Source organism: Stenotrophomonas sp. LGBM10, assembly GCF_046736075.1.
GTDB lineage: Bacteria > Pseudomonadota > Gammaproteobacteria > Xanthomonadales > Xanthomonadaceae > Stenotrophomonas.
In genome coordinates this window covers 112,968-138,163 of the sequence record NZ_CP177163.1, presented here as the reverse complement: position 1 = coordinate 138,163, position 25,196 = coordinate 112,968, and the positions used below count along the sequence as shown (strand labels likewise).

23 protein-coding genes and 1 pseudogene are annotated in these 25,196 nt (G+C 69.1%); 13 read left to right on the top strand and 11 right to left on the bottom strand.

What is annotated here, in order from left to right; translation table 11 throughout:
• Positions 1-173: 173 nt before the first annotated feature.
• The 3 genes from ACLB90_RS00540 to ACLB90_RS00530 all read left to right on the top strand — a co-directional run bounded on the left by ACLB90_RS00540 (position 174) and on the right by ACLB90_RS00530 (position 5,714).
• Positions 174-3,269, top strand: coding sequence for a TonB-dependent receptor domain-containing protein (locus ACLB90_RS00540; protein WP_411851128.1), 3,096 nt, complete (start codon positions 174-176; stop codon positions 3,267-3,269).
• Between the two features lie 101 nt (positions 3,270-3,370).
• On the top strand, positions 3,371-4,132 hold the full coding sequence (locus ACLB90_RS00535) for a Slam-dependent surface lipoprotein (RefSeq protein WP_411851127.1): 762 nt from the start codon (positions 3,371-3,373) through the stop codon (positions 4,130-4,132).
• A gap of 100 nt (positions 4,133-4,232) precedes the next feature.
• Positions 4,233-5,714, top strand: a complete 1,482-nt coding sequence (locus ACLB90_RS00530) for a surface lipoprotein assembly modifier (protein ID WP_411851126.1) — start codon at positions 4,233-4,235, stop codon at positions 5,712-5,714.
• 8 nt (positions 5,715-5,722) lie between these two features.
• Here ACLB90_RS00530 and ACLB90_RS00525 read toward each other — a convergent pair whose 3' ends face one another.
• A complete protein-coding gene (locus tag ACLB90_RS00525) occupies positions 5,723-6,994 on the bottom strand; it encodes an Nramp family divalent metal transporter (RefSeq protein WP_411851125.1) in 1,272 nt (423 codons plus the stop codon).
• A gap of 238 nt (positions 6,995-7,232) precedes the next feature.
• Between ACLB90_RS00525 and ACLB90_RS00520 the strand changes: the two genes are divergently transcribed.
• The 3 genes from ACLB90_RS00520 (at position 7,233) to ACLB90_RS00510 (ending at position 10,209) form a co-directional block, all read left to right on the top strand.
• Positions 7,233-8,006 (top strand): hypothetical protein, encoded by a 774-nt coding sequence (locus ACLB90_RS00520; protein ID WP_411851124.1) that lies wholly within the window; start codon positions 7,233-7,235, stop codon positions 8,004-8,006.
• Positions 8,007-8,114: 108 nt separating this feature from the next.
• Complete coding sequence (locus ACLB90_RS00515; RefSeq protein WP_411851123.1) at positions 8,115-9,092, top strand: zinc-binding dehydrogenase; 978 nt, start codon at positions 8,115-8,117, stop codon at positions 9,090-9,092.
• A gap of 133 nt (positions 9,093-9,225) precedes the next feature.
• A complete protein-coding gene (locus ACLB90_RS00510) occupies positions 9,226-10,209 on the top strand; it encodes an aldo/keto reductase (RefSeq protein WP_411851122.1) in 984 nt (327 codons plus the stop codon).
• Here ACLB90_RS00510 and ACLB90_RS00505 read toward each other — a convergent pair.
• Positions 10,206-11,096, bottom strand: coding sequence for a LysR family transcriptional regulator (locus ACLB90_RS00505; protein WP_411851121.1), 891 nt, complete (start codon positions 11,094-11,096; stop codon positions 10,206-10,208). The genes ACLB90_RS00510 and ACLB90_RS00505 overlap by 4 nt on opposite strands.
• Positions 11,097-11,276: 180 nt before the next feature.
• Here ACLB90_RS00505 and ACLB90_RS00500 point away from each other — a divergent pair, with 180 nt between their 5' ends.
• The 3 genes from ACLB90_RS00500 to ACLB90_RS00490 are packed head-to-tail and all read left to right on the top strand — an operon-like array spanning position 11,277 to position 13,454.
• Complete coding sequence (locus ACLB90_RS00500; protein WP_411851120.1) at positions 11,277-11,744, top strand: cupin domain-containing protein; 468 nt, start codon at positions 11,277-11,279, stop codon at positions 11,742-11,744.
• Positions 11,745-11,804: 60 nt separating this feature from the next.
• Positions 11,805-12,476 carry a class I SAM-dependent methyltransferase gene (locus ACLB90_RS00495; RefSeq protein ID WP_411851119.1) on the top strand — a complete coding sequence of 224 codons (672 nt, stop codon included), beginning with the start codon at positions 11,805-11,807 and terminating at the stop codon, positions 12,474-12,476.
• 60 nt (positions 12,477-12,536) lie between these two features.
• A complete protein-coding gene (locus tag ACLB90_RS00490; RefSeq protein ID WP_411851118.1) occupies positions 12,537-13,454 on the top strand; it encodes a M14 family metallocarboxypeptidase in 918 nt (305 codons plus the stop codon).
• A 201-nt stretch (positions 13,455-13,655) separates the two neighbouring features.
• Here ACLB90_RS00490 and ACLB90_RS00485 read toward each other — a convergent pair whose 3' ends face one another.
• Positions 13,656-14,522: a LysR family transcriptional regulator gene (locus ACLB90_RS00485; RefSeq protein WP_411851117.1), complete on the bottom strand. Its 867-nt coding sequence runs from the start codon at positions 14,520-14,522 to the stop codon at positions 13,656-13,658.
• Positions 14,523-14,692: 170 nt separating this feature from the next.
• On the opposite strand from ACLB90_RS00485, the gene ACLB90_RS00480 reads away from it, so the two are divergent.
• Entirely contained in the window at positions 14,693-15,064 is a 372-nt protein-coding gene (locus ACLB90_RS00480) for a DMT family transporter (RefSeq protein ID WP_411851116.1), read from the top strand.
• The gene (locus tag ACLB90_RS00475; protein ID WP_411851115.1) at positions 15,061-15,381 is read left to right on the top strand and encodes a DMT family transporter; all 321 of its coding nucleotides are present in this window, start codon (positions 15,061-15,063) and stop codon (positions 15,379-15,381) included. Before ACLB90_RS00480 ends, ACLB90_RS00475 begins: the two co-directional genes overlap by 4 nt.
• A 5-nt stretch (positions 15,382-15,386) precedes the next feature.
• Here ACLB90_RS00475 and ACLB90_RS00470 read toward each other — a convergent pair whose 3' ends face one another.
• From ACLB90_RS00470 to ACLB90_RS00450, 5 genes are all read right to left on the bottom strand, one after another.
• A complete protein-coding gene (locus tag ACLB90_RS00470) occupies positions 15,387-16,211 on the bottom strand; it encodes an oxaloacetate decarboxylase (RefSeq protein WP_411851114.1) in 825 nt (274 codons plus the stop codon).
• A gap of 96 nt (positions 16,212-16,307) precedes the next feature.
• Positions 16,308-18,485, bottom strand: coding sequence for a TonB-dependent receptor family protein (locus tag ACLB90_RS00465; RefSeq protein WP_411851113.1), 2,178 nt, complete (start codon positions 18,483-18,485; stop codon positions 16,308-16,310).
• Between the two features lie 107 nt (positions 18,486-18,592).
• The gene (locus tag ACLB90_RS00460) at positions 18,593-19,723 is read right to left on the bottom strand and encodes an MFS transporter (protein ID WP_411851112.1); all 1,131 of its coding nucleotides are present in this window, start codon (positions 19,721-19,723) and stop codon (positions 18,593-18,595) included.
• Between the two features lie 42 nt (positions 19,724-19,765).
• Positions 19,766-20,542 (bottom strand): DeoR/GlpR family DNA-binding transcription regulator, encoded by a 777-nt coding sequence (locus tag ACLB90_RS00455; RefSeq protein ID WP_411851111.1) that lies wholly within the window; start codon positions 20,540-20,542, stop codon positions 19,766-19,768.
• A gap of 139 nt (positions 20,543-20,681) precedes the next feature.
• Positions 20,682-21,605: a LysR family transcriptional regulator gene (locus ACLB90_RS00450; RefSeq protein WP_411851110.1), complete on the bottom strand. Its 924-nt coding sequence runs from the start codon at positions 21,603-21,605 to the stop codon at positions 20,682-20,684.
• Between the two features lie 99 nt (positions 21,606-21,704).
• Between ACLB90_RS00450 and ACLB90_RS00445 the strand changes: the two genes are divergently transcribed.
• Together ACLB90_RS00445 and ACLB90_RS00440 are read left to right on the top strand one after the other, a co-directional pair.
• Positions 21,705-22,466 (top strand): SDR family NAD(P)-dependent oxidoreductase, encoded by a 762-nt coding sequence (locus ACLB90_RS00445; protein WP_411851109.1) that lies wholly within the window; start codon positions 21,705-21,707, stop codon positions 22,464-22,466.
• Between the two features lie 121 nt (positions 22,467-22,587).
• Positions 22,588-22,899, top strand: coding sequence for a DUF3817 domain-containing protein (locus tag ACLB90_RS00440; protein WP_411852808.1), 312 nt, complete (start codon positions 22,588-22,590; stop codon positions 22,897-22,899).
• A 364-nt stretch (positions 22,900-23,263) separates the two neighbouring features.
• Here the strand turns inward: ACLB90_RS00440 and ACLB90_RS00435 are convergent, their stop codons facing one another.
• From ACLB90_RS00435 to ACLB90_RS00425, 3 genes and pseudogenes are all read right to left on the bottom strand, one after another.
• Positions 23,264-23,587: a thioredoxin family protein gene (locus ACLB90_RS00435; RefSeq protein ID WP_411851108.1), complete on the bottom strand. Its 324-nt coding sequence runs from the start codon at positions 23,585-23,587 to the stop codon at positions 23,264-23,266.
• A pseudogene (locus ACLB90_RS00430) lies at positions 23,556-24,039 on the bottom strand (flavodoxin). The gene ACLB90_RS00435 and the pseudogene ACLB90_RS00430 overlap by 32 nt, the downstream one beginning before the upstream one ends.
• A gap of 9 nt (positions 24,040-24,048) precedes the next feature.
• The gene (locus ACLB90_RS00425) at positions 24,049-25,089 is read right to left on the bottom strand and encodes a ribonucleotide-diphosphate reductase subunit beta (RefSeq protein WP_411851107.1); all 1,041 of its coding nucleotides are present in this window, start codon (positions 25,087-25,089) and stop codon (positions 24,049-24,051) included.
• Positions 25,090-25,196 lie beyond the last annotated feature (107 nt).

Below are 25,196 nucleotides of genomic sequence, written 5' to 3'. Positions count from 1 at the left end.
GTGGCGGCCAGCCGCCGCGTGCATGCGCCTCCGATGCGATTGGTGTGGGCAGATGGCCCGCACGGTTGTCTTTAGTGACATAGCCAGAGCGGAACACGGTTTCTCCTCAAGCCACCCGCGCCCTCGATGCCCGATGCATCGGCGGCAACGTCATCCTTGAGGAGTCCTGTTCAATGCTGTCTGCTTCGCCCTCCCGGCGCCGCCGGTTCTTCACTGCGACGCTTGCGGCGGGGATCGCCGCCGCCCTGGCCACGGCTGCGCCGGCGGCCAACGCGCAACCGCGCGACGGCAGCAGTGTCGCGACCCCCTTCGATATCCCGGCCCAGCCGCTGGATCCGGCGCTGCGCCGGTTCGGACGCGAGGCCGGCGTGCAGGTGGTGTTCCGCAGCGCGGTGGCCGAGGGACTGCGGTCCATGCCGGTGCAGGGCAGGCTGACGCCGGAGCAGGGGCTGCAGGCGCTGCTGCGTGGCACCGGTCTGGTGGCGCGACCGATCGCCCCGGGGAGCTGGGCGATCGAGGCGGCCGCACCGGCCGCCGCCGATGTGATCGTCACCGACACGCTGCGGGTCGGGGCCAGCCCCATCGAAAGCACCGGCCGCGCCCGCGACCTGCGCGGCAAGGATGACGTGTTCGAGCTGGACCGTTCCACGGTCTATTCCGGGCGTGAGCAGGTCGAACGCTACAAGGGCGCCAACCCGGCGGACCTGGTCAAGGACCTGGTCGGGGTGTTCAGCGGCGACGCGCGCAACAGCGGCGCGCTGGACATCAACATCCGCGGCATCCAGGGGCCGGGGCGGGTGCCGGTGACCATCGACGGCACCGAGCAGGCGCTGACCGTATGGCGTGGCTACAACGGCGTAGGCAACCGCAACTACATCGATCCCAACCTGATCGGCGGCATCCAGGTGATCAAGGGCCCCGGCCTGGTGCGCGACGTGCACACCGGCATTGGCGGGGCGATGGTGATCAAGACCCTGGACGTGGACGATGTGCTGGAGGAAGGCGAGCGCGTCGGCGGCGAGTTCAAGCTGGAGGGCAGCAGCAATGCGGTCGCGCCCCGCCTCCCGCGGCTGCACACCGGCGAGGACTACCGCACCGTGGAGGGCTTCCCGCAGGCCTCGCCGGCCTCGCCCTACACCGACAGAACCCTGCGCGTGGACCTGAAATCGCGGGGCGGCAACAACGTGTTCGCCGGCGAGGATTACGCCTACCGGCTGGCACTGGGCGCGCGCAACGAGCAGGTGGATGTGCTGGCGGCCTACGCCTACCGCGATCGGGGCAACTACTTTTCCGGCACCCGCGGCGCCGGGTACTACCAGCAGGATGGCGACCGCACCCTGGCCGAGGACTACATCCGCACGCTGGCGCTGGCGTTCAAGCCCGGTGACGAAGTGCCCAACACCTCCAGCGAGCAGGAATCCTGGCTGCTCAAAGCGACCTGGCACCCCGGCGACGACCAGCTGCTGCGGCTGACCTACCGCGATACGCTGTCGCACTATGGTGAAGTGATGCCCTCGCGGATCGACAGCAGCAGCGGGGCGGTGCAGTGGCCGCTGAGCCGGGTCGATGCCGAATCCTGGAACCTGGAATACAAGTACCAGCCGGCGGGCAGCCGCTGGCTGGACGTGTACGCCAATCTGTGGCGCACCGACACGGTCAGCGACACCTACAGCGCGGGCGGCTTTCCCAACTATGCCCAGGGCAACCCGCAGTGGAATCCGGCCTGGAGCCCGATCCTGAAGAACACCGCGCTGGCCAACGCGCGCAGTACGCGCAACGGGGCCACGCTGAGCAACCGCTTCGCCCTCGCCGACAGCCTGGCATTGACCGTGGGCGGCAACCTCCAGCACGAAACGCTGCGCTCGGAGGATGCCTACTTTGGTGCGTCCGACGGCTGGCGGATGTACCCGCGCGCCGGGCGTCGCCACGAGTGGGAGGGTTACCTCGACATGGAGTGGCGGCCGGTGCCGGCGCTGACCCTCAACGCCGGCATGCGCTACAGCAGTTACTGGGCCTTCGACGACTTCCTCGACGCGCACCCGGAACTGCAGACGGCATCGGCCAGCAACTGGGAGGTGCGCTACCGCGTGGCGGTACCGATCACCGCCGCCGATGTGCAGGCCGACATCGACCGCTGGGAATCCTCGCGCGCGTTCTGGCAGAGCATCGGCATGGGGTCGGTGGTGGACCAGAGCATTGCCGCGCTGCGTGCCACCATCGGCAATACGCGCACGGTGGAGCAGAGCCGTGCGTGGACACCCGACGCAGCGGGCAACTACCACCGCGCCGACAATCCCTGCCTCAATGGCGAGATCGCCGCATTGCCCGGCATCCAGCCGTACCACGCCAACGGCACCGACCTGTGCGCGGTGCAGACCGGCAGCCTCACCGCCGTCAGTGGCGGCAATCCGCGCCGTCGCGATCACGCCTGGCTGCCGACCTTCTCGGCCACGCTGCAGCTCAGCGATACCAGCCGCGTCTACCTGCGCTATGCCGAAGCCAAACGGTTCCCGAGCATGTTCGAGAGCACCATCGCCTTCTCCAGCAGCTTCAACCCGCTGTACCCGCTGAAGCCCGAGCATGCCCACAACATGGAAGTGGCCTACGTGCACAACCTGTCCGGGCTGTTCGGCGGGGCCGCGACCGCCGACGTCAAGCTCGGCTACTACGTGCACAAGACGCGCGATGTGATCGAGCGCGACAACCTGTTCCTGTTCAACAACATCGACAAGCAGACCCTGCGCGGCCTGGAGCTGCAGGCGCGCTACGACAACGGCCGCTTCTTCGGCGACCTCGGTGCCACCCGCACCCTGGAGAACGAGGTCTGCGACGAGAGTTCGGCAGTGATGCTGGACCGGGTGCGCGGGCAGGTGCCCGACTGCGTACAGGACGGCTTCCTCGGCGGCTACCTGATCACCCAGGCCGTGCCGCGGCTGTCGATCAACGCGTCGCTGGGTGCCCGCCTGTTCGCCGACCGGCTCGACGTGGGCGGCCGCGTGGTGCACTACCGCGGGCACGACAACCCGGACCTGGATGCCTATCGCGCGCAGAAGGAAACGCGGGCGAACCTGCTGTGGATCAACGTGCCGTTCACCTGGGGCAGCATCACCACCGTTGATGCCTATGTGTCCTGGAAGCTGGCGGCGAACGCCACGCTGGACCTGGTCGGCAGCAACCTGACCAACCGCTACTACGTCGATCCGGCCACGCGCTCGGCGATGGCCGCGCCCGGCCGCACGTTGAAGCTGGGCTTCACGGCGCGGTTCTGATGTCCCACCCCCGATCGCCAAGGAGGCCCGCCATGCGCCCGTGAAAGCTGCCCGACCGGAAGTATCAGCATCCCTTACGAATCTCTCTCAAAGGTACTGTCATGAACATCCGCATCTCCCTCTCCCTGCTGGCCGTGGCCAGCCTGACCGTGCTGGCCGGCAATGCCCAGGCCGCCGACATCGTCGGTGCCAACAGCCCGTCCACCAGCGCCGAGTTCAACATCAGCGTGGGCGCCTCCCAGGTGCAGGCGGGTCCGCACAGCCGCGACAAGGCCGGCATCGGCGTGTCCACCGTGTCCGGTGGCCTGAAAGTCGACTTCGCCGGGCTCAGCGCCTACAGCGGCAAGACCCCGATCAACGGCGTCACCGTGCAGACCCTCAACGTGCCGATCACCGGGACGCCGGGCAGCCACAGCGGCATGGGCTACTTCAGCTTCGTCAAGGTCGGCAGCGGCGATGTCTGGTTCGGCGAATGGTCCAGGGATGGCGCCAGCAGCTTCAGCAACCGCCAGGTCTATTACGTGGGCGACCGCACCGGCACCACGCTGCCGGCCGGCACGGCCAGCTATGCGGTGGCCGGCTTGAACCAGTTCAGCGGCAGCAACCTGCTGCAGGGCACGTTCAATGCCGACTTCGGCGCCGGCACCCTGACCGGTGTACTCAACGGCACCGGGCTGGTGGTCGGTGTGAACGCCTCCATCAATGCGGGCAGTGCCAGCTTCGCCGGCGCGGCGTTCGCCAATGGGGCCGCCGGCACCACGCAGGGCCAGTTCTTCGGCGCCAACGCGGCGTCGCTGGCCGGCATCGCGACCTTCGCCGGCAACAGCCAGTACGACACCGCCTTCGGCGGCACCAAGAACTGATGACCGCTCCGGTGTGATCCACCGGCGTGGTCATTGATGGACCGGGCAAGGACAAGCCGCCAATCGCCAGTCCTTGCCACACTCTCTGCTGGATTCCGTGATGCCCCTTGTTGCTTCGACCCGCCGGTGGGCGGGCTGTGTCTGTGTGCTGGGACTGGCGCTGCCGCTGCATGCGCAGGAGCGCGACGACATGCGCCGCGTGCTCGAACAGGGCGCGCAGCTGCGCAGCCATGCGCGCGAGCAGCAGCTGCTGGCCGAGGACGGGCAGGGCGCGCGACCGGTCGTCACCATCGACGGCCAGACCTATACCGTGCAGCGCACTGCCAATGATGTCGGGCAGGCGCTGTATCTGGCGCTGCAGCACCAGCAGTGGGCCGCAGCGCAGCGTTTCCTGGCGGAATACCTGACGCTGGAGGACCGCGATCCGCTGCTGGTGTACTACGCGCAGGGCGCGCTGGCACGCGTGGCCGGCCGTTATGCGGCCGCCGCGGACGCCTACCGGGCGCTGCTTGCCGCGCAGCCCGGCTTCCTGCCGGCACGGCTGGAACTGGCGCGCGTGCTGTTCGAGGATCAGCAGGATCGCGAAGCCGCGACACGGTTTGCAGCCATCGAAACCGACCTGGATGGCGACGATCCGCGAACGGACGGCGTGCGCCGCAGCGTGCAGCGCTATCGCCAGGCGCTGCGCGACCGCGCCACCTGGACGGGGGCGGTGGCCGCAGGACCCACCTGGAGCGACAACATCAACCGCACCTCGGCCAGCCGTACCTGCCTGCTGGCGGACGGCAGCGGCACGTGCTTCATCGAACGGCAGCTGCCGGCGGCGATCGCCGCGAACGGGCTGGACTACGATGCGAGCCTGGAGCGGCGCTGGGCGCTGCGCGGCCATCATGGTGCGTATGCACGTGGCCTGGTCTACGGGCAGGCCTTCGACGACCATGCGGCCTACAACGAATTCAATCTTGCCGTGCAGGCCGGCTACAGCTGGCGCAGCGGTCGCCACAGCGCGGCGCTGGCGCCGTCGTTCGACTACCAGGCGTTGGGCAACAGCGCACTGTTCGGTGCGGCCGGCCTGCATGGCGAGTGGAGCTGGACGGTATCGCCCCGGCAGCTGCTGAAGCTGGAGGCGGACTGGAAGGTCCCGCGTTACCGGCGGACCGCCTATGCCGAGCAGTACGACGGCCGCAGCGCCGCGGTGTATGCCACCTGGTACCAGGGGCTGGGTGCGCGCTGGACCGTGTTCGGCGGTGTCGATCTGCTCGACAGCGACGCGCGCGAGGCGTCCAACGGCTATCGCCAGTACGGGGTGCGCCTGGGGGCGGTGCGCCAATGGAACGGCGTGAGTGCCACCGTGTTCACCGCACTGCGTCACCGCGATTACGACGCGTACAGCCCCCTGCTGGCGGCCACGCGTCGCGATGACGAGCAGGGCTGGATCGGTGTGCTCAAGGCCGAGCGCTTCGCCGTGGCCGGCCTGGTGCCCAGCCTGACCCTGCGTTACAACCAGGTCGACAGCAGCGTAGGGTGGCTGTACGGCTACGACCGCACCCTGGTCAGCCTGAAGCTGGAGCGGGCGTTCTGATCGCCGCGTCAGCCGGCCAGCGTGTCCACCAGCAGCTTGACGTTGAGCACCACGATCACCGCAGCGATCAGCCAGGACAGCGCGATCAGCCAGCGCGGCGCGACCAGGGCGCCCATCTTGGCCTTGTCCGACACGAAACGCACCAGCGGGATCACCGCGAACGGCAGCTGCATCGACAGCAGCACCTGGCTGAGCACCAGCAGCCGCGCGGTGCCCTGTTCGCCGTAGATGGCGGTCACCACCACCACCGGCACGATGGCGATGCCGCGGGTGATCAGGCGGCGCGCCCACGGCGCGATGCGCAGCCGCAGAAAACCTTCCATCACGATCTGGCCGGCCAGCGTGGCGGTCACCGTGGAGTTGATGCCCGAGGCGAGCAGCGCGACGGCGAACAGCGTGGACGCCAGGCCCACGCCCAGCATCGGGGCCAGCAGTTCGTAGGCCTGCTCGATCTCCTGCACGTCGGTGCGTCCGTGTGCATGGAACACGGCGGCCGCCAGGATCAGGATCGAGGCATTGATGAACAAGGCCAGCATCAGCGCCAGGGTGCTGTCGGCCACCGCCCAGCGCAGCGCGCTGCGGCGGCCCGGGTCGGTACGCGGATACGCGCGGGTCTGCACGATGGAGGAGTGCAGATACAGGTTGTGCGGCATCACCGTGGCGCCGATGATGCCGATCGCCAGGTACAGGGCCTGCGGGTTGGTCACCACCTCGGCGTGCGGGATGAAGCCGGCCAGCACGGCCTGCAGCGGCGGCGCGGCCAGCGCGATCTGGATCGCAAAGCAGCCGAAGATCACCAGCAGCAGCGCGATCACGAAGGCTTCCAGGGCACGGAAGCCGCGATGCATCAACAGCAGCACCAGCACCACGTCCACCGCGGTGATGATCGCGCCGGCCAGCAGCGGAATGCCGAACAGCAGCTTCAGCGCGATCGCGGTACCGATCACCTCGGCCAGGTCGCAGGCAATGATCGCGATCTCGCACAGCAGCCACAGGCCCAGGTTCACCGGCCGGGAGTAGTGGTCGCGGCAGGCCTGCGCCAGGTCGCGTCCGGTGGCGATGCCGAGCCGCGCCGACAGCCCCTGCAGCACGATCGCCATCAGGTTGGACAGCAGGATCACCGACAGCAGCAGGTAGCCGAACTGCGCGCCACCGGCGATGTCGGTGGCCCAGTTGCCCGGGTCCATGTAGCCGACCGACACCATGTAGCCCGGGCCAAGGAAGGCCAGCAGCCGGAACCACCAGTGGCCGCCACTGGGCACTGCAACGCTGGCGTTCATGTCGCCCAGGCTTGGGCTGTGCCCGGCCGCGGTGGGCCAGGCGGGATCGGCAGTGGTGGGGAGGCGAGGGCGGTCCATGCCTCAATATAGCAAGGGCTATGTTAGTAAGTGATTGCAATATCGGGCCGTATCGCAGCGTGATCCGGCCACGACCGGGGCGGGGCCGCGCCGTGCGCCATGCCACCTTCTTAACCGCTGAACGCGTATCGTCAGCGCTCTTTCGTTGGGTAGGTGATGCATGCGCTGGATTGTGTTGTTGGCCGCAGTGGCCATGCCGGTGGTGTCGTGGTTCTCGCAGTCCGGTATGTTCGGCCCGACCAATGGCGCCATCTCCGACCGGTATCCCACGTTGCTGGTCGCGGCCGGCTACGCCTTTGCGATCTGGGGCCTGATTTTCCTCTGGGACGTGGTGTTCGGCCTGTGGCAGCTGCGTCGCCGCAAGCCCGACCTGGACGGCGTGCGTGGCTGGGCGGCGTGCGGGTTCGCGCTCACCGCCGCATGGATGCCGGTGTTCTCCAACCAATGGTTCCTGCCCGCCCTGGCGATCATCTGGGCCGCGTTGATCTGCCTGCTGGTGGCCGCCTTCCGCGCCTCGCCGGCCCAGGCCAGCGGCGCGCAGCGCGCGTGGGCGGCCTATCCCCTGGCCCTGCACGCCGGCTGGCTGAGCATGGCGGCGTTCCTCAATACCGCGCAGGTGATCGTGGCGTACCAGTGGCTGCCCACGCAGAACATGTTCGGCTGGAGCGTGGTGCTGCTGGTGCTGGCCACGTTGCTGGCGTGGTGGGCCAACCACCGCCTGCGCGGCCATTTCGCCTACCCGGCCGCCGTGGTCTGGGCGCTGGTGGGGGTGCACATCAAGCAGTCCGGCTGGACGCTGCCGGGTGCCGACAGCATCGCCGTGCTGGCCCTGGCGGCTGGCGCGCTGCTGGTGCTGCAGACCCTGCTGCTGCGCGCGCGTGCCTGGCGCCATCCGGTGCCGGCCGTGGCCGCGGCGCACCGCCACCGGCGCTGAGCGCAGCGCCACCTTTCCTTCCTCCAGGAGATCCCCCATGACGATCCTGATGCCTGTTCCTTCGTTCTCCACCTGCCAGGACGCGCCGCAGCGCGCCGGGAGCCGCTGATGCGGGCGGCGCTGCATGACCGCTTCGGCGAACCGGCCGACGTGCTTCGCTGCGCGCAGACGCGCCTGCCCGAACCGGCGGCTGGCGAGGTACGCATCCGCACCGTGCTGGCCCCCATCCACAACCACGACCTGTGGACCGTACGCGGTCGCTACGGCTACAAGCCGCCGCTGCCGGCCATTGGCGGCAGCGAGGCGACCGGGGTCATCGATGCCCTCGGCGCCGGCGTGGACGGCCTGCAGGTCGGGCAGCGGGTGAGTGCGGCCTCGGTGCACGGCACTTGGGCAGAGGCCTTCATCGCCCCGGCACGGATGGTGATTCCGATGCCCGATGCGATCAGCGACGCGGTTGCCGCGCAGTTGATCGCGATGCCGCTCAGTGCGCTGATGCTGCTGGAGTTCCTGCAGGTGCGTCCGGGCCAGTGGATACTGCAGAACGCCGCCAACGGCGCGGTGGGCAAGGCGCTGGCGATGCTGGCCAAGGCGCGCGGCGTGCACTGCGTGAACCTGGTGCGGCGCGACGACGGCGTGGCCGACATGGCGGCGCTCGGTATCGGGAACACGGTATCCACCGCACGCTCGGACTGGATGGCACAGCTGCAGGCGCTGGTCGGAGAGCAGTCCATCGCCGCGGCGGTCGACTCGGTGGGCGGCCGGGCCAGCAGCGAGCTCATGACCCTGCTGGGCGACGGCGGCACGCTGGTGTCGTTCGGGTCGATGAGCGGTGAGCCGATGCAGCTCAACTCCGGCGACGTGATCTTCAAGCAGGCCACGGTCAAAGGCTTCTGGGGCAGCAAGGCAAGCCAGGCGATGGCACCGGACGAAAAGCGGCGGCTGGTGGGCGAACTGCTGCAGCTGGCCGCCAGCGGTGGCCTGAGCCTTCCCGTGCAGGGCGTGTACGGGTTGGAGGACGTCGCGGCGGCGGCGCGCGCCAGCCTCGAACCGGGCCGCAGCGGCAAGGTGCTGTTGCGGCCGTGAGCCGGTGCGCGAACGGGTGTTGATGACGCCGGTTCATGACCGCATGCGCGCCAGCCCCTGCAATCGGGGGCCGGCGCGCGCGTAACGTGACCGCTCCCCCATCCGGCGCCACTGGCGCACGCAGGAGCCCTGCATGATCACCCGTACTCTGGGCCGTAGTGGCCTCACCGTTTCCGCGCTCGGCCTGGGCTGCATGGGCCTGAGCTATGGCTATGGCCCCGCCACCGGTCACGACGCTGCGGTGCGCCTGCTCCACGCGGCCGTGGAGCAGGGCGTCACGTTCTTCGATACCGCCGAAGTCTATGGGCCGTTCACCAACGAGCGCCTGCTCGGTGAGGCCCTGGCGCCGTACCGCGATCGCGTGGTGATCGCGACCAAGTTCGGCTTCCGCGAGGGCCACGCGGACGCCGGGCTGGACAGCCGGCCGGCGCGCATCCGGGCCGTCGCCGAGGCCTCACTGGCGCGGCTGAAGACCGAGCGCATCGATCTTTTCTACCAGCACCGGGTCGATCCGCAGGTGCCGATCGAAGACGTCGCCGGTACCGTCAAGGATCTGATCGCCGAGGGCAAGGTGGGTCATTTCGGACTGTCCGAAGCGGGCGCCGAGACCGTGCGGCGCGCCCATGCGGTGCAGCCGGTGACGGCCCTGCAGAGCGAGTACTCGCTGTGGTGGCGCGAGCCGGAGACCAGCGTGTTGCCCGTGCTGGAGGAACTGGGCATCGGCTTCGTCCCGTTCAGTCCCTTGGGCAAGGGCTTTCTGACCGGCGCGATCCAGGCCGATACCGCCTTCGCCGCCGATGACTTCCGCAACTCGGTGCCGCGCTTCGCTGCCGAGGCACGGGCCGCCAACCAGGCGCTGGTCGACCGCATCACCGCCATCGCCATCGACCACCAGGCCACGCCCGCGCAGATCGCCCTGGCCTGGCTGCTGTCGCGCAAGCCGTGGATCGTGCCGATTCCCGGCACCACCCGGCCCGAGCGGCTGCAGGAAAATCTTGGCGCGCTGGCCCTGCAGCTGGACAGTGGCGATCTCGCCGACATCCAGACGGCGCTGGACGCGGTGACCATCGTCGGCGACCGCTACAACGCCGCGCGCCAGCAACTGGTCGGGCGCTAGCGCTGGCGCAGCGCGTCGATCACCACCCGCATCGCGCTCGAGGACTGACGGCGGCTCGGGTAATACGCGTAGTAGCCGTCGAACACATCGCACCAGTCCGGCATCACCCGCTGCAGGCGCCCGGCGGCGAGGTGCTCGATCACCATGTCCTCGGGCAGGTAGGCCAGCCCCGCGCCCACCAGCGCGGCGCGCAGGATCGCGCTGCTGCCGTTGAAGGTCCATTGGCCGGCCACGCGCACGTTCACGTCCTCGCCGTCCTTGTGCAGGTCCCACACCATCAGGCCGCCGTGGGTGGGCAGGCGCAGGCCGATGCAGTCGTGCGCGGCAAGGTCGCCCGGTGTGACCGGCGCGACATGCCGGGTGAAGTAGGCCGGGCTGGCCACGATCGCCATCCGCTGCGGCCCGCTGATCGGCACGGCGATCATGTCGCGGGCCACCTTGCCGCCGAGGCGGATGCCGATGTCGTAGCGCTGGGCGACGATGTCGGCCAGCCCGTAGTCGACGGTCAGCTCGAGCTTCAGGTCGGGGTAGCGTGGCAGCACCGCGCTCAGCCGTGGCCAGACCAGGGTGTTGGCCGCGTGTTCGGCGGTGGTGATGCGGATGGTGCCGGCCGGGTGGTCGCGGTATTCGGCGATGGCGACCAGTTCGGCCTCGATGTCCTGCATGCGCGGGGCCACCGTGTCATACAGGCGCTCGCCGGCTTCGGTCATCGAAACGCTGCGGGTGGTGCGGGTCAGCAGGCGCACCCCCAACCGTTCCTCCAGCCCGCGCACGGTATGGCTCAGGGCCGACTGCGAGACCCCGAGCTGGGCCGCGGCGCGGGTGAAACTGCGCTCGCGGGCAACGGTGACAAACCCCTGCAGGTCGTTGAGGTTCTCGCGGGCCATTGATGAGTCCGGTGGATGGCGAAGGGCAATTGATCGAAACCAATCATGGGCGCCGGGGGCGAGGGCGCGCAATGCCGGCGTGCGATTGATGAGCATCGGTACTGGGTCCATGCGGCGCTGGCCGGCTGGTCCGCGGTCCCGGCACTGCCTACAGTGAACCGACCGCCACAGGAGACGCCCATGTCCATGTTCACCTCTGCCTTGTCGCTGACCATGATGGCCGCATCGCTGCCCGCCGAGACGGCGCCGATCCGGATCGCCAACGCCGGCAGCGCGGCGTCCGTCGCCGGGCCGGCGGACTACTTCACCGGCACCGTACGGATCGATGCGCCGTTCCAGGCCGACGCCCCCGCCCGTGTCGGCGGTGCCACTGTGACCTTCGAGCCCGGCGCGCGTACGGCCTGGCATACCCATCCCCTCGGCCAGACCCTGATCGTTACCCACGGCGCGGGCCACGTGCAGGAGTGGGGCAAGCCCGCGCAGGCGATCCGGCCCGGCGACATCGTCTGGATCCCACCGGGCGTCAAGCACTGGCACGGCGCGCAGGCGGATGTCGCCATGACGCACATCGCCATTGCCGAATCGGTGGACGGTTCGCCGGTCACATGGCTGGAGAAAGTCAGCGACGCGCAGTACACCGGGGGATGACAGGCGTCGGTTCAGGCCTGTAATGTAACGTCTATTGTTACATTATTCGGACGTGTGCTGATGGATGCCTATGCAGACCCCGCCGCCGTGACGCGTTATGCGGAAGGCCCGCCACGGCTGGTACCGGGATTCGCCGACCTGCAACGGATGTGCACACAGCTGCTGGCCGAATCCGCGCCAGCGCAGGCCCGCGTACTGGTGCTCGGCGCAGGCGGCGGGCTGGAACTGCGCGCCTTCGCCACGGCGCACCCGGGCTGGCGCTTTGATGGGGTGGACCCGTCGGCCCCGATGCTTGCCCTGGCAGCGCAGACGCTCGGCGATCTGGCCGGGCGCGCCACGCTCCACCACGGTTACATCGACAGCGCGCCGCAGGGGCCTTTCGACGCCGCCGCCTGCCTGCTGACGCTGCATTTCGTGGCGGCGCCGGCGCGCATGGCCACGTTGCAGGCGCTGCACCAGCGGCTGCGGCCGGGTGCACCGCTGGTGCTGGCGCACATGAGTTTCGATCAGGCGGCCGAGGCGCGCGAACGCTGGCTGGCCCGGTATGCCGCCTTCGCGGTGTCGTCGGGCATCGCGCCCACGCAGGCCGCCAACGGGCGCGCGGCGGTGGCCGACCATCTGCACGTGCTGTCGCCGGCGCAGGATGAAGCGATGCTGCGCGACGCCGGCTTCGCCCGGGTCGAACCGTTCTACCAGGGGCTGGGTTTCCGCGGCTGGCTCGCCCACGCCTGAGGGCGGGTGCGGCGGCGATGATAAAATCCCCGCTTTCCAGCCACCGGACACGAGCACGCCATGAACGACGCCACCTTCTACCCGATCGGTACCCCCGGCCAGCCGTGGGGCGCAGCGGAGAAGGCGCAGTGGCGCGCGCGCCAGGTGCCGCAGCGGCGCTATGCCGATGACGTGCTGCCGGCGGTGGAGGCCCTGCGTGGCGCGTTCGATGTCAGCCAGTACGGCACGCTCGATTACGCCCCGGACCAGTACCCGCTGTTTGCCGTCCGCAGCCGCGACTGGAACCCGGCGTTGCCCACCATGCTGGTTACCGGCGGCATTCATGGGTACGAAACCAGCGGCGTGCAGGGCGCGCTGCAGTTTCTGCAGACGCGTGCCGCCGGTTACGCCGGCCGCGCCAATCTGCTGGTCGTGCCCTGTGTGAGCCCGTGGGGCTACGAGCGCATCCAGCGCTGGAATGCCGATGCGATCGACCCGAACCGCTCCTTCGTGGCCAACAGCCCGGCCGCCGAATCGGCAGCATTGACCGCCCTGGTCGCGCCGTTGCGCGGCAGCATCGTGATGCACATCGATCTGCACGAAACCACCGACAGCGATGAAACCGAGTTCCGCCCGGCGCTGGCTGCACGCGACGGCAAGCCGTTCGAGCCGGGCCTGATTCCCGATGGTTTCTATCTGGTCGATGACAGCGAGAACCCGCAGCCGGCGTTCCAGACGGCGGTGAATGCCGCGGTGGAGCAGGTGACCCATATCGCCCCGGCCGACGACAAGGGCGAGATCATCGGCTCGCCGGTCGTGGCCCCGGGCGTGATCGAGTACCCCCTGGAAAAGCTGGGCCTGTGCGCCAGCGTCAGCGGCGCCCGCTACACCACCACCACCGAGGTTTACCCGGACAGCCCGCGCGCCACCCCGCAGCAGTGCAACGATGCCCAGGTGGCAGCGATCTGCGCGGCGATCGATTACGCGCTGACCCACTGAAGGCAGGTAGTGCCGGCCGCTGGCCGGCTCCGCCGAACCCCAGCCGTAGTGCCGGCCGCTGGCCGGCTCCCCGCATTCCGGATCGAAGCCATGAAGTAGTGCCGGCCGCTGGCCGGCTCCCCGTGTTCCCGAATGGGGCCATGAAGAGCCGGCCAGCGGCCGGCACTACACCCCCTCCGCTCCAAGCGCCTACATGCCCGGTCACGCCTCCTGCGCGGCCCGGAACTGGTCCAGCAGCCACAGGGCTGCCGGCCCCAACGGCGCGCCCTTGGACCACACCGCATCGCAGGCCACCAGCCGCGGCCAGCCGGGCAGGGCGAGCTCGCAGAGCTGGCCGCGCCCGTAGCGGGCCACCAGTGCGCGCGGCAGCTCGGCCCAGCCGAAGCCGTCTTCGGCCATTTCCAGCACCATCAGGTAATCCGACGCGGCCCAGGTGCGGCCACGCGCGTGACCGCTGCGCCGTTCGTTGCCGCTCAGGCAGATCTGCCGATGCCCGGCCAGGTGCGCCTCATCGATCGCGGCGCGCTGCGCCAGGGGATGGTCGCGGGCGACGAATACGGCCATCTCGGCGCGGAGCGGCACGGCGCGCACCGCCAGGTCGGAGGGGTAGCTGGCCTGCTGCGGCAACACGCCCAGGTGGGCACGACCCCGCTGCACCACGTCCAGGACATCGTCGCCCTCGGCATCCAGCCATTCCAGCTCGATGTCCGGGAAGCGGTGTTCAAAGCGCTGCAGCAGGTGGTGGTCCGGATCGATCTGGTAGATGTCGGAGAACACCAGGCTCAGGCGCGGTTCCACCACGTCGGCCAGGCGGATGCTGAGCTGTTCCAGGCGGTCGGCGGCGGCGAGGACTTCCTGTACGTGACCGAGCACCTTGCGCCCGTCGTCGGTCAGCACCGGGTAGCGGCCGCTGCGGTCGAACAGGGTCAGGCCGAGGTCCGCCTCCAGCGTTGCGATCGCCGTGCTGATCGTGGACTGGGTCTTCTTCAGGCGGCGGGCGGCGGCGGAGAACGACCCCAGCGCGGCCGCTTCGACGAAGGCATGCAGGGACTCGGGGCTGTAGCGCATCTATATATCGCCTTTTCCGATGGGTTCCATCTTTGGCCTGATGGAAAAGGCGATGATAATGGCGACCTCATCCGGGCGCCATCGCCCGTTCCACCGCATCCGCCCGCGTGGCCGATGTCCGGCGCCCCGCCTTGCACGGGTGCGCGCCGGCTGCAATCAAGGAGTTTTCCATGCACACACAGGTGCATTCCTCATCCCGTGCCCGTGGCGGCCTGATCGCCTGGGCCTGTCTGCTCGTGGCAATCGTGGCCGAAGTGGTCGGCACCTCGTTCATGGCCGATGCCGCCCGTCATGGGGGTTACCTCGGGTATGCCGTCATGGCGGCTGCACTGGCCGTGTCCTACTACTTCCTGGCGCTGTCGGTGCGCGGTATCGCCGTCGGTGTCGCCTATGCGGTATGGGAAGGCCTTGGCCTGACCCTGCTGACCCTGGTGGGCATCCTGGTGTTCAAGGACAGCGTGTCGCCGCAGCAGGCGGCCGGCCTGGCGATGGCGGCCGTCGGCATTGTCTGCGTCACGCTGGGCGAGGAGCACGGGTCATGAACCTCACCGCCTTTCTGTTCGTGCTGTGCTCGGCGTTGATCGACATCGCCGCCAACATGATGGTGGCCAAGTCCGACGGCTTCCGTAAGCCCGGCTGGGGCATCGGCGCCATCGCGCTGGTCTGGGTGGCGTTCGCGCTGCTTGGCCAGGCGGTCAAAACGCTGGACCTGGCCACCGCCTACGCGATGTGGGGCGCGATCGGCGTGATCGGTACCGCGCTGTGCGGCCGCGTGCTGTTCGGCAACCGCCTGCGCCCGATCGGCTGGGTGGGGATCGCACTGGTCACCGGCGCGGTGGTGGTGCTGTCCAGCCACTGAGCCGATCAGCGGAACAACTGGTTCAACGCCGCCCCGGAGGCCGCATCGGCGAAACCGTCGAAGCGGCCTTCGTCCTTCAGCAGCTGCGATGCGCGCATCATCCCGCCCCAGGCCGTGCGCGCCATCGCACCGCCCACGCTGACCCGCCGCACGCCCATGCCGGCAATGTCCTGCAGGGTGAAAGGCAGCGCGCTGCCCACCAGCAGATTGACCGGTCGCGGCGCGACTGCGGCCACCACCGCGTCGATCTGCGCGCGGGTGGTGATGCCGGGGGCGTACAGGCAGTGCGCGCCGGCGGCGGCATAGGCGCGCAGGCGGGTGATGGCATCGTCCAGATCGGGGCGGCCGACGAAGAAGTTCTCGGCGCGGCCGACCAGCAGCACGTCTTCACCGGACGCGTCGATCGCATCGCGCGCGGCGCGTACCCGCGCCACCGCATCGTCCAGCGTGCGCAGCGGATGTGCCGGATCCGGACCGGCGTCCTCGATGGAGATGCCGGCCACGCCGGTGGCGATGGCGCGTGCCACGTTGCCACCGACCTCATCGAGGCTGCCGAAGCCGTCGCCGAAGTCTGCGTTCACCGGCAATGGCGTTGCCGCCGCCAGCGTGTGCAGATGGTCCAGGGTAGCGTCCAGTGACAGCTGGCCATCGGCCTTCCCCTGGCTCCACGCGACACCGGAACTGGTGCTGGCCAAGGCCGGGAAGCCCAGGCCGTGCAGGTAGCGTGCGCTGCCCACGTCCCACGGGTTGGGCAGCACGAAGCAGCCACGCTCGTGCAGCGCACGGAAGGCCGCGCGGCGCGGGCGGGGATCGAAGGACAGAACCGTCATGGTGCACATCCGGTAGGCAGTGGTCCGATGGTACCGCCAGCGGCGGCCACGCCCGTGCTGCACTGCGCGGTGTTCCCGCCGCGCAGTGCAGGCCACTCAGAACGCCAGCGTGCCCTGCAGGTACACGGTGCGCGGCTGGCCGACGAACTTGCCGCCGTTGTTGTCGGTGGACCGCGTGTAGTAGCGGCGGTCGAGCAGGTTCTTGACGCCGACCGCCAGTTTCAGGTCGTGCAGTTCGGGGCCGAAGTCGTAGCCGGCGCGCACCGCCACGGTGGCATAGCCGGGGATGTCGCCGAGGCGGCCGGTGGCGTCTTCCTCGGTGACATACGGTGCGCCCACCGCCGGGGTGCCGGGCGAGCGCTGGCCGGACTGGGCGAACACGTCGGCGTTGAAGGTCCAGCGGTCAACCGCGTAGCGCGCGCCGAACGAGCCCACGTTGCGCGAGTAGAGCGGCAGGTCGCGGCCGGCAAACGCACCGGCACGGGCGGTCGCCTCGGTCCAGGTGTAGGTCATGGACAGTTGCAGGCCGGCCAGCGCGTCGCTGAGGTGGACCATGTCGTAGCGCAGCGCCGATTCGGCGCCGCGATGGCGGGTGGCGCCGAGGTCGGTCCACATGCCTTCGCCCACGATGGAGCGGGCCAGCTGCAGTTCCTTGTCGAAGTCCACGTTGAACAGGGTGAACTCGCCGCTCAGCGCGTTGCCATTGAAGTGCGTGCCCAGCTCGTAGGTGGTGGCCGATTCCGGGTGCAGGCCTTCGGTGGTGGAGGCCAGCTGGCTGTACTGCTGCGGGCCGAACGACTTGCCGCCGTTGGCGAACAGCGACCACGCCGCGTTGAGGCGGTACAGCACCGACAGCGTGGGCAGGGTCTCGCGCGAATCGATGCCGGGTGCCAGCGTGCTGGTGACACTGCCGTTGGTGGCCAGGTTGGTGATGTGGTTGAACGTGCGGATGTCTTCCACGCGCACGCCCGGGGTGATCGTCCACGCGCCGACGTCGATGCGGTCGTCGATATAGAAGGCGTTGGCGGTGGTGCCGCCGCGGCTGGTCTGGTACGGCAGCAGCGGCAGGTCGAACCCGGCCACGGCGGCGCCGGGACGGTAGTAGCCGGTCCGGGAGGCCACCTCGCTGCTGGCCTCCTTCAGGTAGCGGTAGCCCACGCTGACTTCCTGCACCACCGTGCCGGTGGTGAACAGCCGCGAATAGCGCGGTTCCACACCGAGATAGTGGTAGCTGCGCGGCGCGGCGGTGAGACGGCGCTGGCCGGCGCTGGCGCCGCTGCCGTCCTGCTCGATGTAGCTGCCGCGGAAGGAATCCACGTAGTACCCGAGCACCTCCACGTTGTTGCGGCCATCGCTGTAGCTGTACTTGAGCGAGCCGTCGCTGCGGCGGCCGCTGAACACGTCATAGGGGCGCGTGGACTGGAACGGGTCGTCGGCATACTCGGCGGTGGTCAGGCCACCGGGCATGCGCCCGCTGCCTTCAAAGTGGTGCAGCGACAGTGCCAGGTCGCCGGCGTTGCCCAGGTGGTAGGCGCTCTTGAGGATCACATCGTCGATGTCGGTCGCATCGTTGCTCGACCGCCAGCCGTTGCCGTGGGTACCCGAGTACAGCAGCGCCATGCCCAGGCCACCGTCGGTGGTGCCGCCCAGGAACAGGCTCGGCACGGTCTTGGTGTTGCCGCTGCGGCCGTACATTTCCGAACTGACGCCGAGCGTGCCTGCAAAACCGGTGGGAATGGCGCGGGTGACGAAATTGATGATGCCGCCCACGTTCTGCGGCCCGTAACGGACCGAGCCGGCGCCGCGCACCACGTCCACCGATTCCAGGTTGCCCAGTGCCACCGGCGCCAGCGACAGCTGCGGCTGGCCGTACGGCGCGTAGGACATCGGCACGCCGTCCATCAGCACGTAGGAACGCGGCGACAGCCGCGAGGTCAGGCCACGCACGCCGACGTTGAGTGACACGTCGCTGCCGCCGGTGCCGTTGCTGTCCTGCACCTGCACGCCGGGGATCTGGCGCAGCACGTCGCGCACGCTGGTCGATCCACTTTCGGCGATGCGCTGGGCCTCGACGATGCTGCGTGCGCCGGGATGGTCGAGCAGGGTGGCTTCGGTGGGGTTGTCCAGCCAGTTGCCGGTCACCTTGACCGTGTCCAGTTCGGTCGGGGTGGGCGGTGCGCTCTGCGCGGCGGCGCTGGCAGGCAGGGCGGCGAATGCGGCGATCAACGCCGTGGCGATGACGGAGGTACGCGGGGGCAGCGGGGCGATCGGCATGGGTACGACGAATCCGGGAGGCGGGGCGAAAAGCCGGCGGATGCTACTCCAAATGCGAATCATGCGCATCGCGCCGACCGTTCAGGCCGCTCGGCGCGACCCCATCCTCAGGCGCGCACCCAGCGCGACGCCAGCCCGATCAGCAGCAGCGCGGCGGCCACCGCGCAGAACGCCACCACCAGGCTGCTGGCGTGGGCCACGAAGCCGATCAGGGCCGGACCGGCCAGCACGCCGGCGTACCCCAGCGTGGTGATCGCGGGAATGGCCAGGCTTTCGGGCATTACCTTTTGGTTGCCGGCCATCGAGAACAACGCGGGCACGATATTGGCGCAGCCCAGCCCGATCAGGGCGTAGCCGCACAGTGCCGCGGGCATCGCAGTGGCGAAGGTGGCCAGCGCGAATCCTCCTGCCGCCACCAGGCTGCCGAGCACGATCGCGCGGTGGCGGCCCAGGCGCGCCACCACGCCATCACCCACCAGGCGGGTGACGGTCATGGCGATGGCGAAGGTCATGAAGCCCAGCCCGGCACGCGCCGGTTCCACCTGCTGCACCTCGTGCAGGAACACCGCGCTCCAGTCCAGCATCGCGCCTTCGGCAAGGAAGGCAACGAAGCACAGCACGCCGATGCCCAGCACCACGCCGTGCGGCACCGCGAACACGGGTGCGCCGGTCGGGGCCTTGTCGCGCCGCCAGAACGGCACCGCCACCGCCAGCAGCGCGGCCATCGTTGCCGCCGCCAGCAGGCAGACCAGCCACGGCGGCAGGTGCAGGGCGAGCAGAGTGGTCATCGCGGCCGCGCCCACCGCGCCGCCGATGCTGTAGAACGCGTGGAAGCCGGACATCATCGGCCGGCCGCTGTCGCGCTCGACCATCACCGCCTGGATGTTCATCGTGCAGTCGCACGCGCCCACACCCGCGCCAAACACGAACAGGGCCAGGCCCAGCGTCCACGGCGATGGTGCGATCGCCAGCAGTGGCAGGCTGGCGATCACCAGCAGCAGGGTGGCGACCATCACCGCGCGGCAGCCGTGGCGGGCGGCGAACACCCCCGCCAGCGGCATCGACAGCAGCGAACCGGCACCGAGACAGAGCAGCACCACGCCCAGGCTGGCGTCATCCAGCCCGGTGCGGGCCTTGGCGAATGGCACCAGCGGCGCCCAGGCGGCCGTGGCGAAGCCAGGCAGGAAGAAGGCAGCACGGGTGGCGTGTTGTTCGGTACGCGGGGTAGGCACAGGCATGGGGGTTCCGACAGGCGGGAGAACGGGAATCGACACGACGGTTCAGTCGTGGCTGGCGCGCAGGATGTCCACGCCGCGACGGGCGAACGCGTCCATCTGGGCCGGGGGGGCGTCGGCCTCCAGGACCAGCAGGTCGATCTGCTCCACGCCGCCGATGCGGTGCGCGGCCTGGGCACCGAGCTTGTCGTTGGTGGCCACGACCACGCAGCGGCTGCTGGCCGACAGGAGGGCACGCTTGAGCGCGGCCTCTTCGCCATCCACCGCCCAGATGCCGGCGTCGGCGTCGACCGCGCAGGTGCCGATGAAGCAGACGTCCACCCGCACCGCGGCGATGGCTTCCAGCGCCTGTGCACCCACCGTGGCACCGATGCGCGGGTCCACGCGGCCACCGATCAGGGTGACCTCGATGCCGCCGCGTGCGATCAGCGCCACGGCGATGTCCGGCGCGTTGGTGACCACGCGCAGGCCCTGTTGCTGGGGCAGGCAGGCGGCGATGGCACTGTTGGTGGAACCGGCATCGAGCAGCACCAGCTCGCCCGGCAGCACCTGCGATGCGGCGACCCGGGCCAGCGCCAGCTTCTGCTCGCGGCGCTGTTCATGGCGGGCGGCCAGCGGCGGAAAGTCCGGGGTGGCGGGAAGTGCGCCGCCATAGACCTTGCGGCACAGGCCCTGGCTGGCCAGATCGCGCAGGTCGCGCCGGATCGAGTCTTCGGACACGGCCAGCCGGGTGGCGAGCTGGGCGGAAAACACGCGGCCCTGCTCACGGAGCAGGCGAAGGATGGTCTGTTGGCGTTCGCCAGGCAGGGCGTCGGGGAGCATGGTCGGGCACTCGGGCAGGGCGGCGGGGTGGCTTGCGCAGGGCAAACAGGCACCTTCAGGCAGGAATCGCCTGCGGTATGTGCGGATGTTAGCGCATTTCAGGCGCTAAACGTGCATAAGCGTGCATCCGCGTGCGCAATCACGCATCGGATGCGGGTGCATCGTGCGCCAATGCGGGCTGCACCAGCGCCGTCATCCAGTCCATGAACGCGGCGACGCGGCGCGGCAGATGGCGCCGCTGGGCGTACAGCAGGGTCACCGGCATGGGTTCGGCCACGCACTGCGGGAGGACTTCCACCAGCTCGCCCGTCGCCAGCGCGTGGCGGGCGCCGAGCCGGGGCACCTGGATGATGCCCAGCCCGGCCAGCGCCGCCGCGGTGTAGCCCTCACCGCTGTTGACCGTTACCGCGCCGAGCATCGGCAAGCTCTGGTAGCGCTGCCCATCGTGGTACTCAAAGCCGGGCGAGCGCTGCCCCAGCGTGCCGACATAGTGGATCAGGGCGTGACCGGAGAGGTCCGCCAGTTCATGCGGCACGCCGCGCGCGGCCAGGTAGGCTGGGCTGGCGCAGTTGACGATGTGCATCCATCCCAGCGGCCGGGCCACCAGCGTGTTGTCGTCCAGCGGGCCGACCCGGACCACGCAGTCGAAGCCTTCGCGGACCAGGTCCACGCGGCGGTCGGTGCCGCTCAGTTCGATCTCGATACCGGGATGCCGGGCCAGGAACGCCGGCAGGTGCGGAATCACCAGCAGCCGTGCCAGGCCGCTGGACATGTCCACCCGCAGCCGGCCCTTCAACTGGCCGGTATCGCGGCGGAACATGGCCTGCAGCTCTTCCATGTCATCGAGCAGGTCGCGGGCGCGCTGCTGGAACTGCGCGCCGTCGGCGGTGAGCTGGACGCGGCGGGTGGTCCGGTGCAGCAACTGCACGCCAACCTCGGCCTCCAGCCGCTGGACCGCCAGGGATACCGATGCCTTGGGCAGGCCGAGTGTGTCGGCCGCGCCGGTGAACGAGCCCAGTTCGGCGACCCGCAGGAAGCTGCGGAGCTGGTCGAGTCGATCCACGGATTGTTCGCTCTGCTTGGACAGTCAAATCAGGATCGCGCGATTTATCCAGTCCGGCAACACCAATACGCTGCATTCCTACCCACGCAGGAGAGTGAAATGAGCCTTCAGACCCGTATCGTGCTGGTGACCGGCGGCAGCCGTGGCCTCGGGCGCAACGCCGCACTGGCCCTGGCCGCCGACGGCGCCGATGTCATCCTGACCTACCGCAGCCAGGCCGAGGCCGCCGAGCAGGTGGTGGCCGAGATCCAGGCACGCGGCCGCCGTGCGGCGGCGCTGCCGCTGGACATGGCCGACAGCGCCGGCTTTGGCGACGTCGCCGCGCGCGTGCGCGACATCCTGCAGGGTTGGGGCGCCACCCATCTGCAGGGCCTGCTCAACAATGCGGGCGAAGGACTGTACGCGCCCATCGCCGACACCACCCCGGACCAGTTCGACCACCTGGTGGCGGTGCATCTGAAGGGGCCGTACTTCCTGACCCAGGCGCTGCTGCCGTTGATCGCCGACGGTGGCCGCATCCTCAATGTCTCCAGCGGGCTTGCGCGCTTCTCGCTGCCGGGCAGCTCGGCCTACGCGATGATGAAGGGCGGGGTGGAGGTGTTTACCCGTTACCTGGCCAAGGAACTGGGCGAACGCGGCATCAGCGCGAACACGCTGGCACCGGGTGCGATCGAGACCGATTTCGGCGGTGGCCACGTGCGCGACAACGCGCAGACCAACGCGATGGTGGCGTCGATCACCGCCCTGGGCCGCGCCGGCCAGCCCGACGACATCGGACCGGTGGCCGCGATGCTGCTGTCGCCCAGCACCGGATGGATCAACGCACAGCGCGTGGAGGCCTCCGGCGGCATGTTCGTGTGAGCGCTGCGGGCGTGCGGCAGCGTGTCGCACGCCCGCAATTGGTTCGCATTCGCAGCAAGCCGCTATCATGGCCGGTTCCGATGACTGCGACGCCGAGTGTGATGTGAACGCCAAACCTCCGATGCACCCGATGGGCCGTGTGTTCGCCACCGTAGCCTTCATCGAAGCCCTGACCTGGGCCGGCCTGTTGATCGGCATGTATTTCAAGTACCAGGCAGCCGATCCGAGCCCGGTTGGCGTGCGCCTGTTCGGCCCGCTGCACGGGTTCGCGTTCATGGCCTACGTTGTCGTCACCGTGCTGGCGGCCGTGAAGCTGCGCTGGCCCTGGTGGGCGGCGGCACTCGCCCTGCTCGCAGCCATCCCGCCGCTGGTGACCCTGCCGCTGGAGTGGTGGTTCAAGCGCCGCGGCCTGCTGGCAGCCCGCACCCGATAAGCGCGGCGGCATGCCGATGCCGGGGCAACCGCGCGCAGCCCCGTAGAGCCGGGCTCTGCCCGGCTGCTTTCCGTTCCAGTGCCGATACACCGCACGCTGCGCGCGCAGCCGACTAGAAGTCGGCTCTACGCGGCTGCTTTCCGTTCCGGTGCCGATACACCGCGCGCTGCGCGCGCAGCCGACTAGAAGTCGGCTCTACGGAGGGCTGCTTTCCGTTCCGGTGCCGATAACCCCGCGCGCTGCGCGCGCAGTCCCGTAGAGCCGGGCTCTGCCCGGCTGCTTTCCGTTCCGGTGCCGATACACCGCGCGCTGCGCGCGCAGCCGACTAGAAGTCGGCTCTACATATCGGCTCTACATGCCGGCTCTACGCGTCTGCCAGGGCGGCATGGATCTGCTGCGGCGACTGGAAGCCCGGCAGCCGTGCTACGTCGTGACCGTCACGGACCAGTTGCAGCGTTGGCGTCTGGCGCAGGCCCAGGCTGCGGAAGAAGGCGTCGCCGAGCGTTTCCAGCTTCACCTTCAGCAGCACCACGCCCTCGGCCTGTGGTGTGGCCGCGAACGCGGCCAGCGACAGCTCCAGCATCCGGCAGCCCGGGCAGTTGTCCTTGTGGAAATCGACCAGCACGGTCGGGTGCGCGCGCAGCGCGGCGTGGTAATCATCCGGCGTGGTGGCGTGCAGGGTCAGCATGGGGGCGAGGCCTCGATGGCGGCCGATACGTGATCGGCCCAGTGGTGGATGGTGCGGGTGTCGGCATCGCCGTGCGGCATCTGCTCGATCTCCAGAACCGCGTGCGGGGAACCTAAGAACCGCGCCAGCCGATGCGCCGCGCCGCAGTAATACTCCTGGCCCCATTGGGTCTCGCCGGTACCAAACACCGCCACCCGTGCCGGCGGCGGCATCCCGGGGCCGTCGCGCAACGCGGCCACGAACGCCTTCATCTCGGCCGGGGTACGGCCGGCATTGTCGGTCCAGCAGCCCAGCAGCAGCGCATCGCGTGGCTGGGCGAGGTCGTCCGCGGTGGCGCCATCCACATCCAGGCAGCGCACCGCATGCCCTCGCGCGCACATCCGCGCTGCAACCATGCGCGCGACCTCGCGGGTGTTGCCGCTCAGGGACGCATAGGCCAGCAGAAGGAGCACGGGCGCGGCCTACAGGTCGTCGAAACCGTTGTCCGAATTGGTCTTCTTGTAGCTGGCATTGCGCATCTCGAAGAAGTCCGTCTTGGTCTCGGTGAAATTGTCGGCGTAGGCCTTGATCCACGGCATCACGTTGACGTTGGTATCGCTGTACAGCTTCTCGATGCCGAGCATCCCGGCCATCTTGTTGGCGCGGTACTTCACGTAGCGGATCATTTCGTCCACGTCGATGCCGTCGATACCGTCCAGCACTTCGCCGGTCCAGCGTGTTTCCAGCGCGATGGCGTGCTCGAACGCGTCGTGCACGTAGGCGGTGAGCTGCTCGCCCTGCAGCTGCTGGTTCTCGCCGACGATGGCGCGGATCAGCTCGCTGATGAACTTGGTGTGCGCCAGCTCGTCACGGTTGATGAAGCTGATGATCTTGCCGGTGCCGGTCATGCGGTTCTGCCGCACCAGGTTGTAGAAGAACGCGAACCCGGAATAGAAATTGATGCCCTCCAGGATCGACGACTGGATCAGCGAGCGGATCAGCGTCTCGGCGGTCTTCTCGCGCATGAAGTCGTCGTAGGACTGCATGATCGGCGCGTTGCGCGCCAGGATCGTCGGATGGGTCCGCGCCAGCTCGAACACCCGGTTCTGGTCCGCCAACCCGGCAATGGAGGCCAGCACATAGCTGTAGCTCTCGTTGTGGATCACCTCCTGCTGGCCGATGATCGCCGCGTTGGCGTGCGCGGCCGGGTCGGTGATGTACTCGGCCACGTTGTAGATGAAGCGGGTCTGCGGCGAATCCAGCGTGGCCAGCAGGCCGATGATCGAGTCGTACGCATTCTTCTCGCGGGCCGACAGCTCGCCGTACTGGCGGGCGTCACCCTTCATGTCCACTTCGTCGGGAATCCAGAAGTTGGTCGACAGCTCCTTGTAGGCCCGGTAGAAGGACGGGTAGGGGATGTCGTTCCAGTTGAGGATGCCGCTGGTGCGGCCGTTGATGATCCCGGTGGAGCGGTTGGGATGGCGTGGTTCGAGGATCTTGATGCGTTCGAGCGGCGTTGCCATGAGGTGTCCGGAGTTGATCCCCCTGCGGCAGGGGGCGGCCGCGAAGCGGCGGGGAGTGGGTACCGGTGCGACGGGACCCCTGATCTGCGCGGCGGATCAGGGCCGCG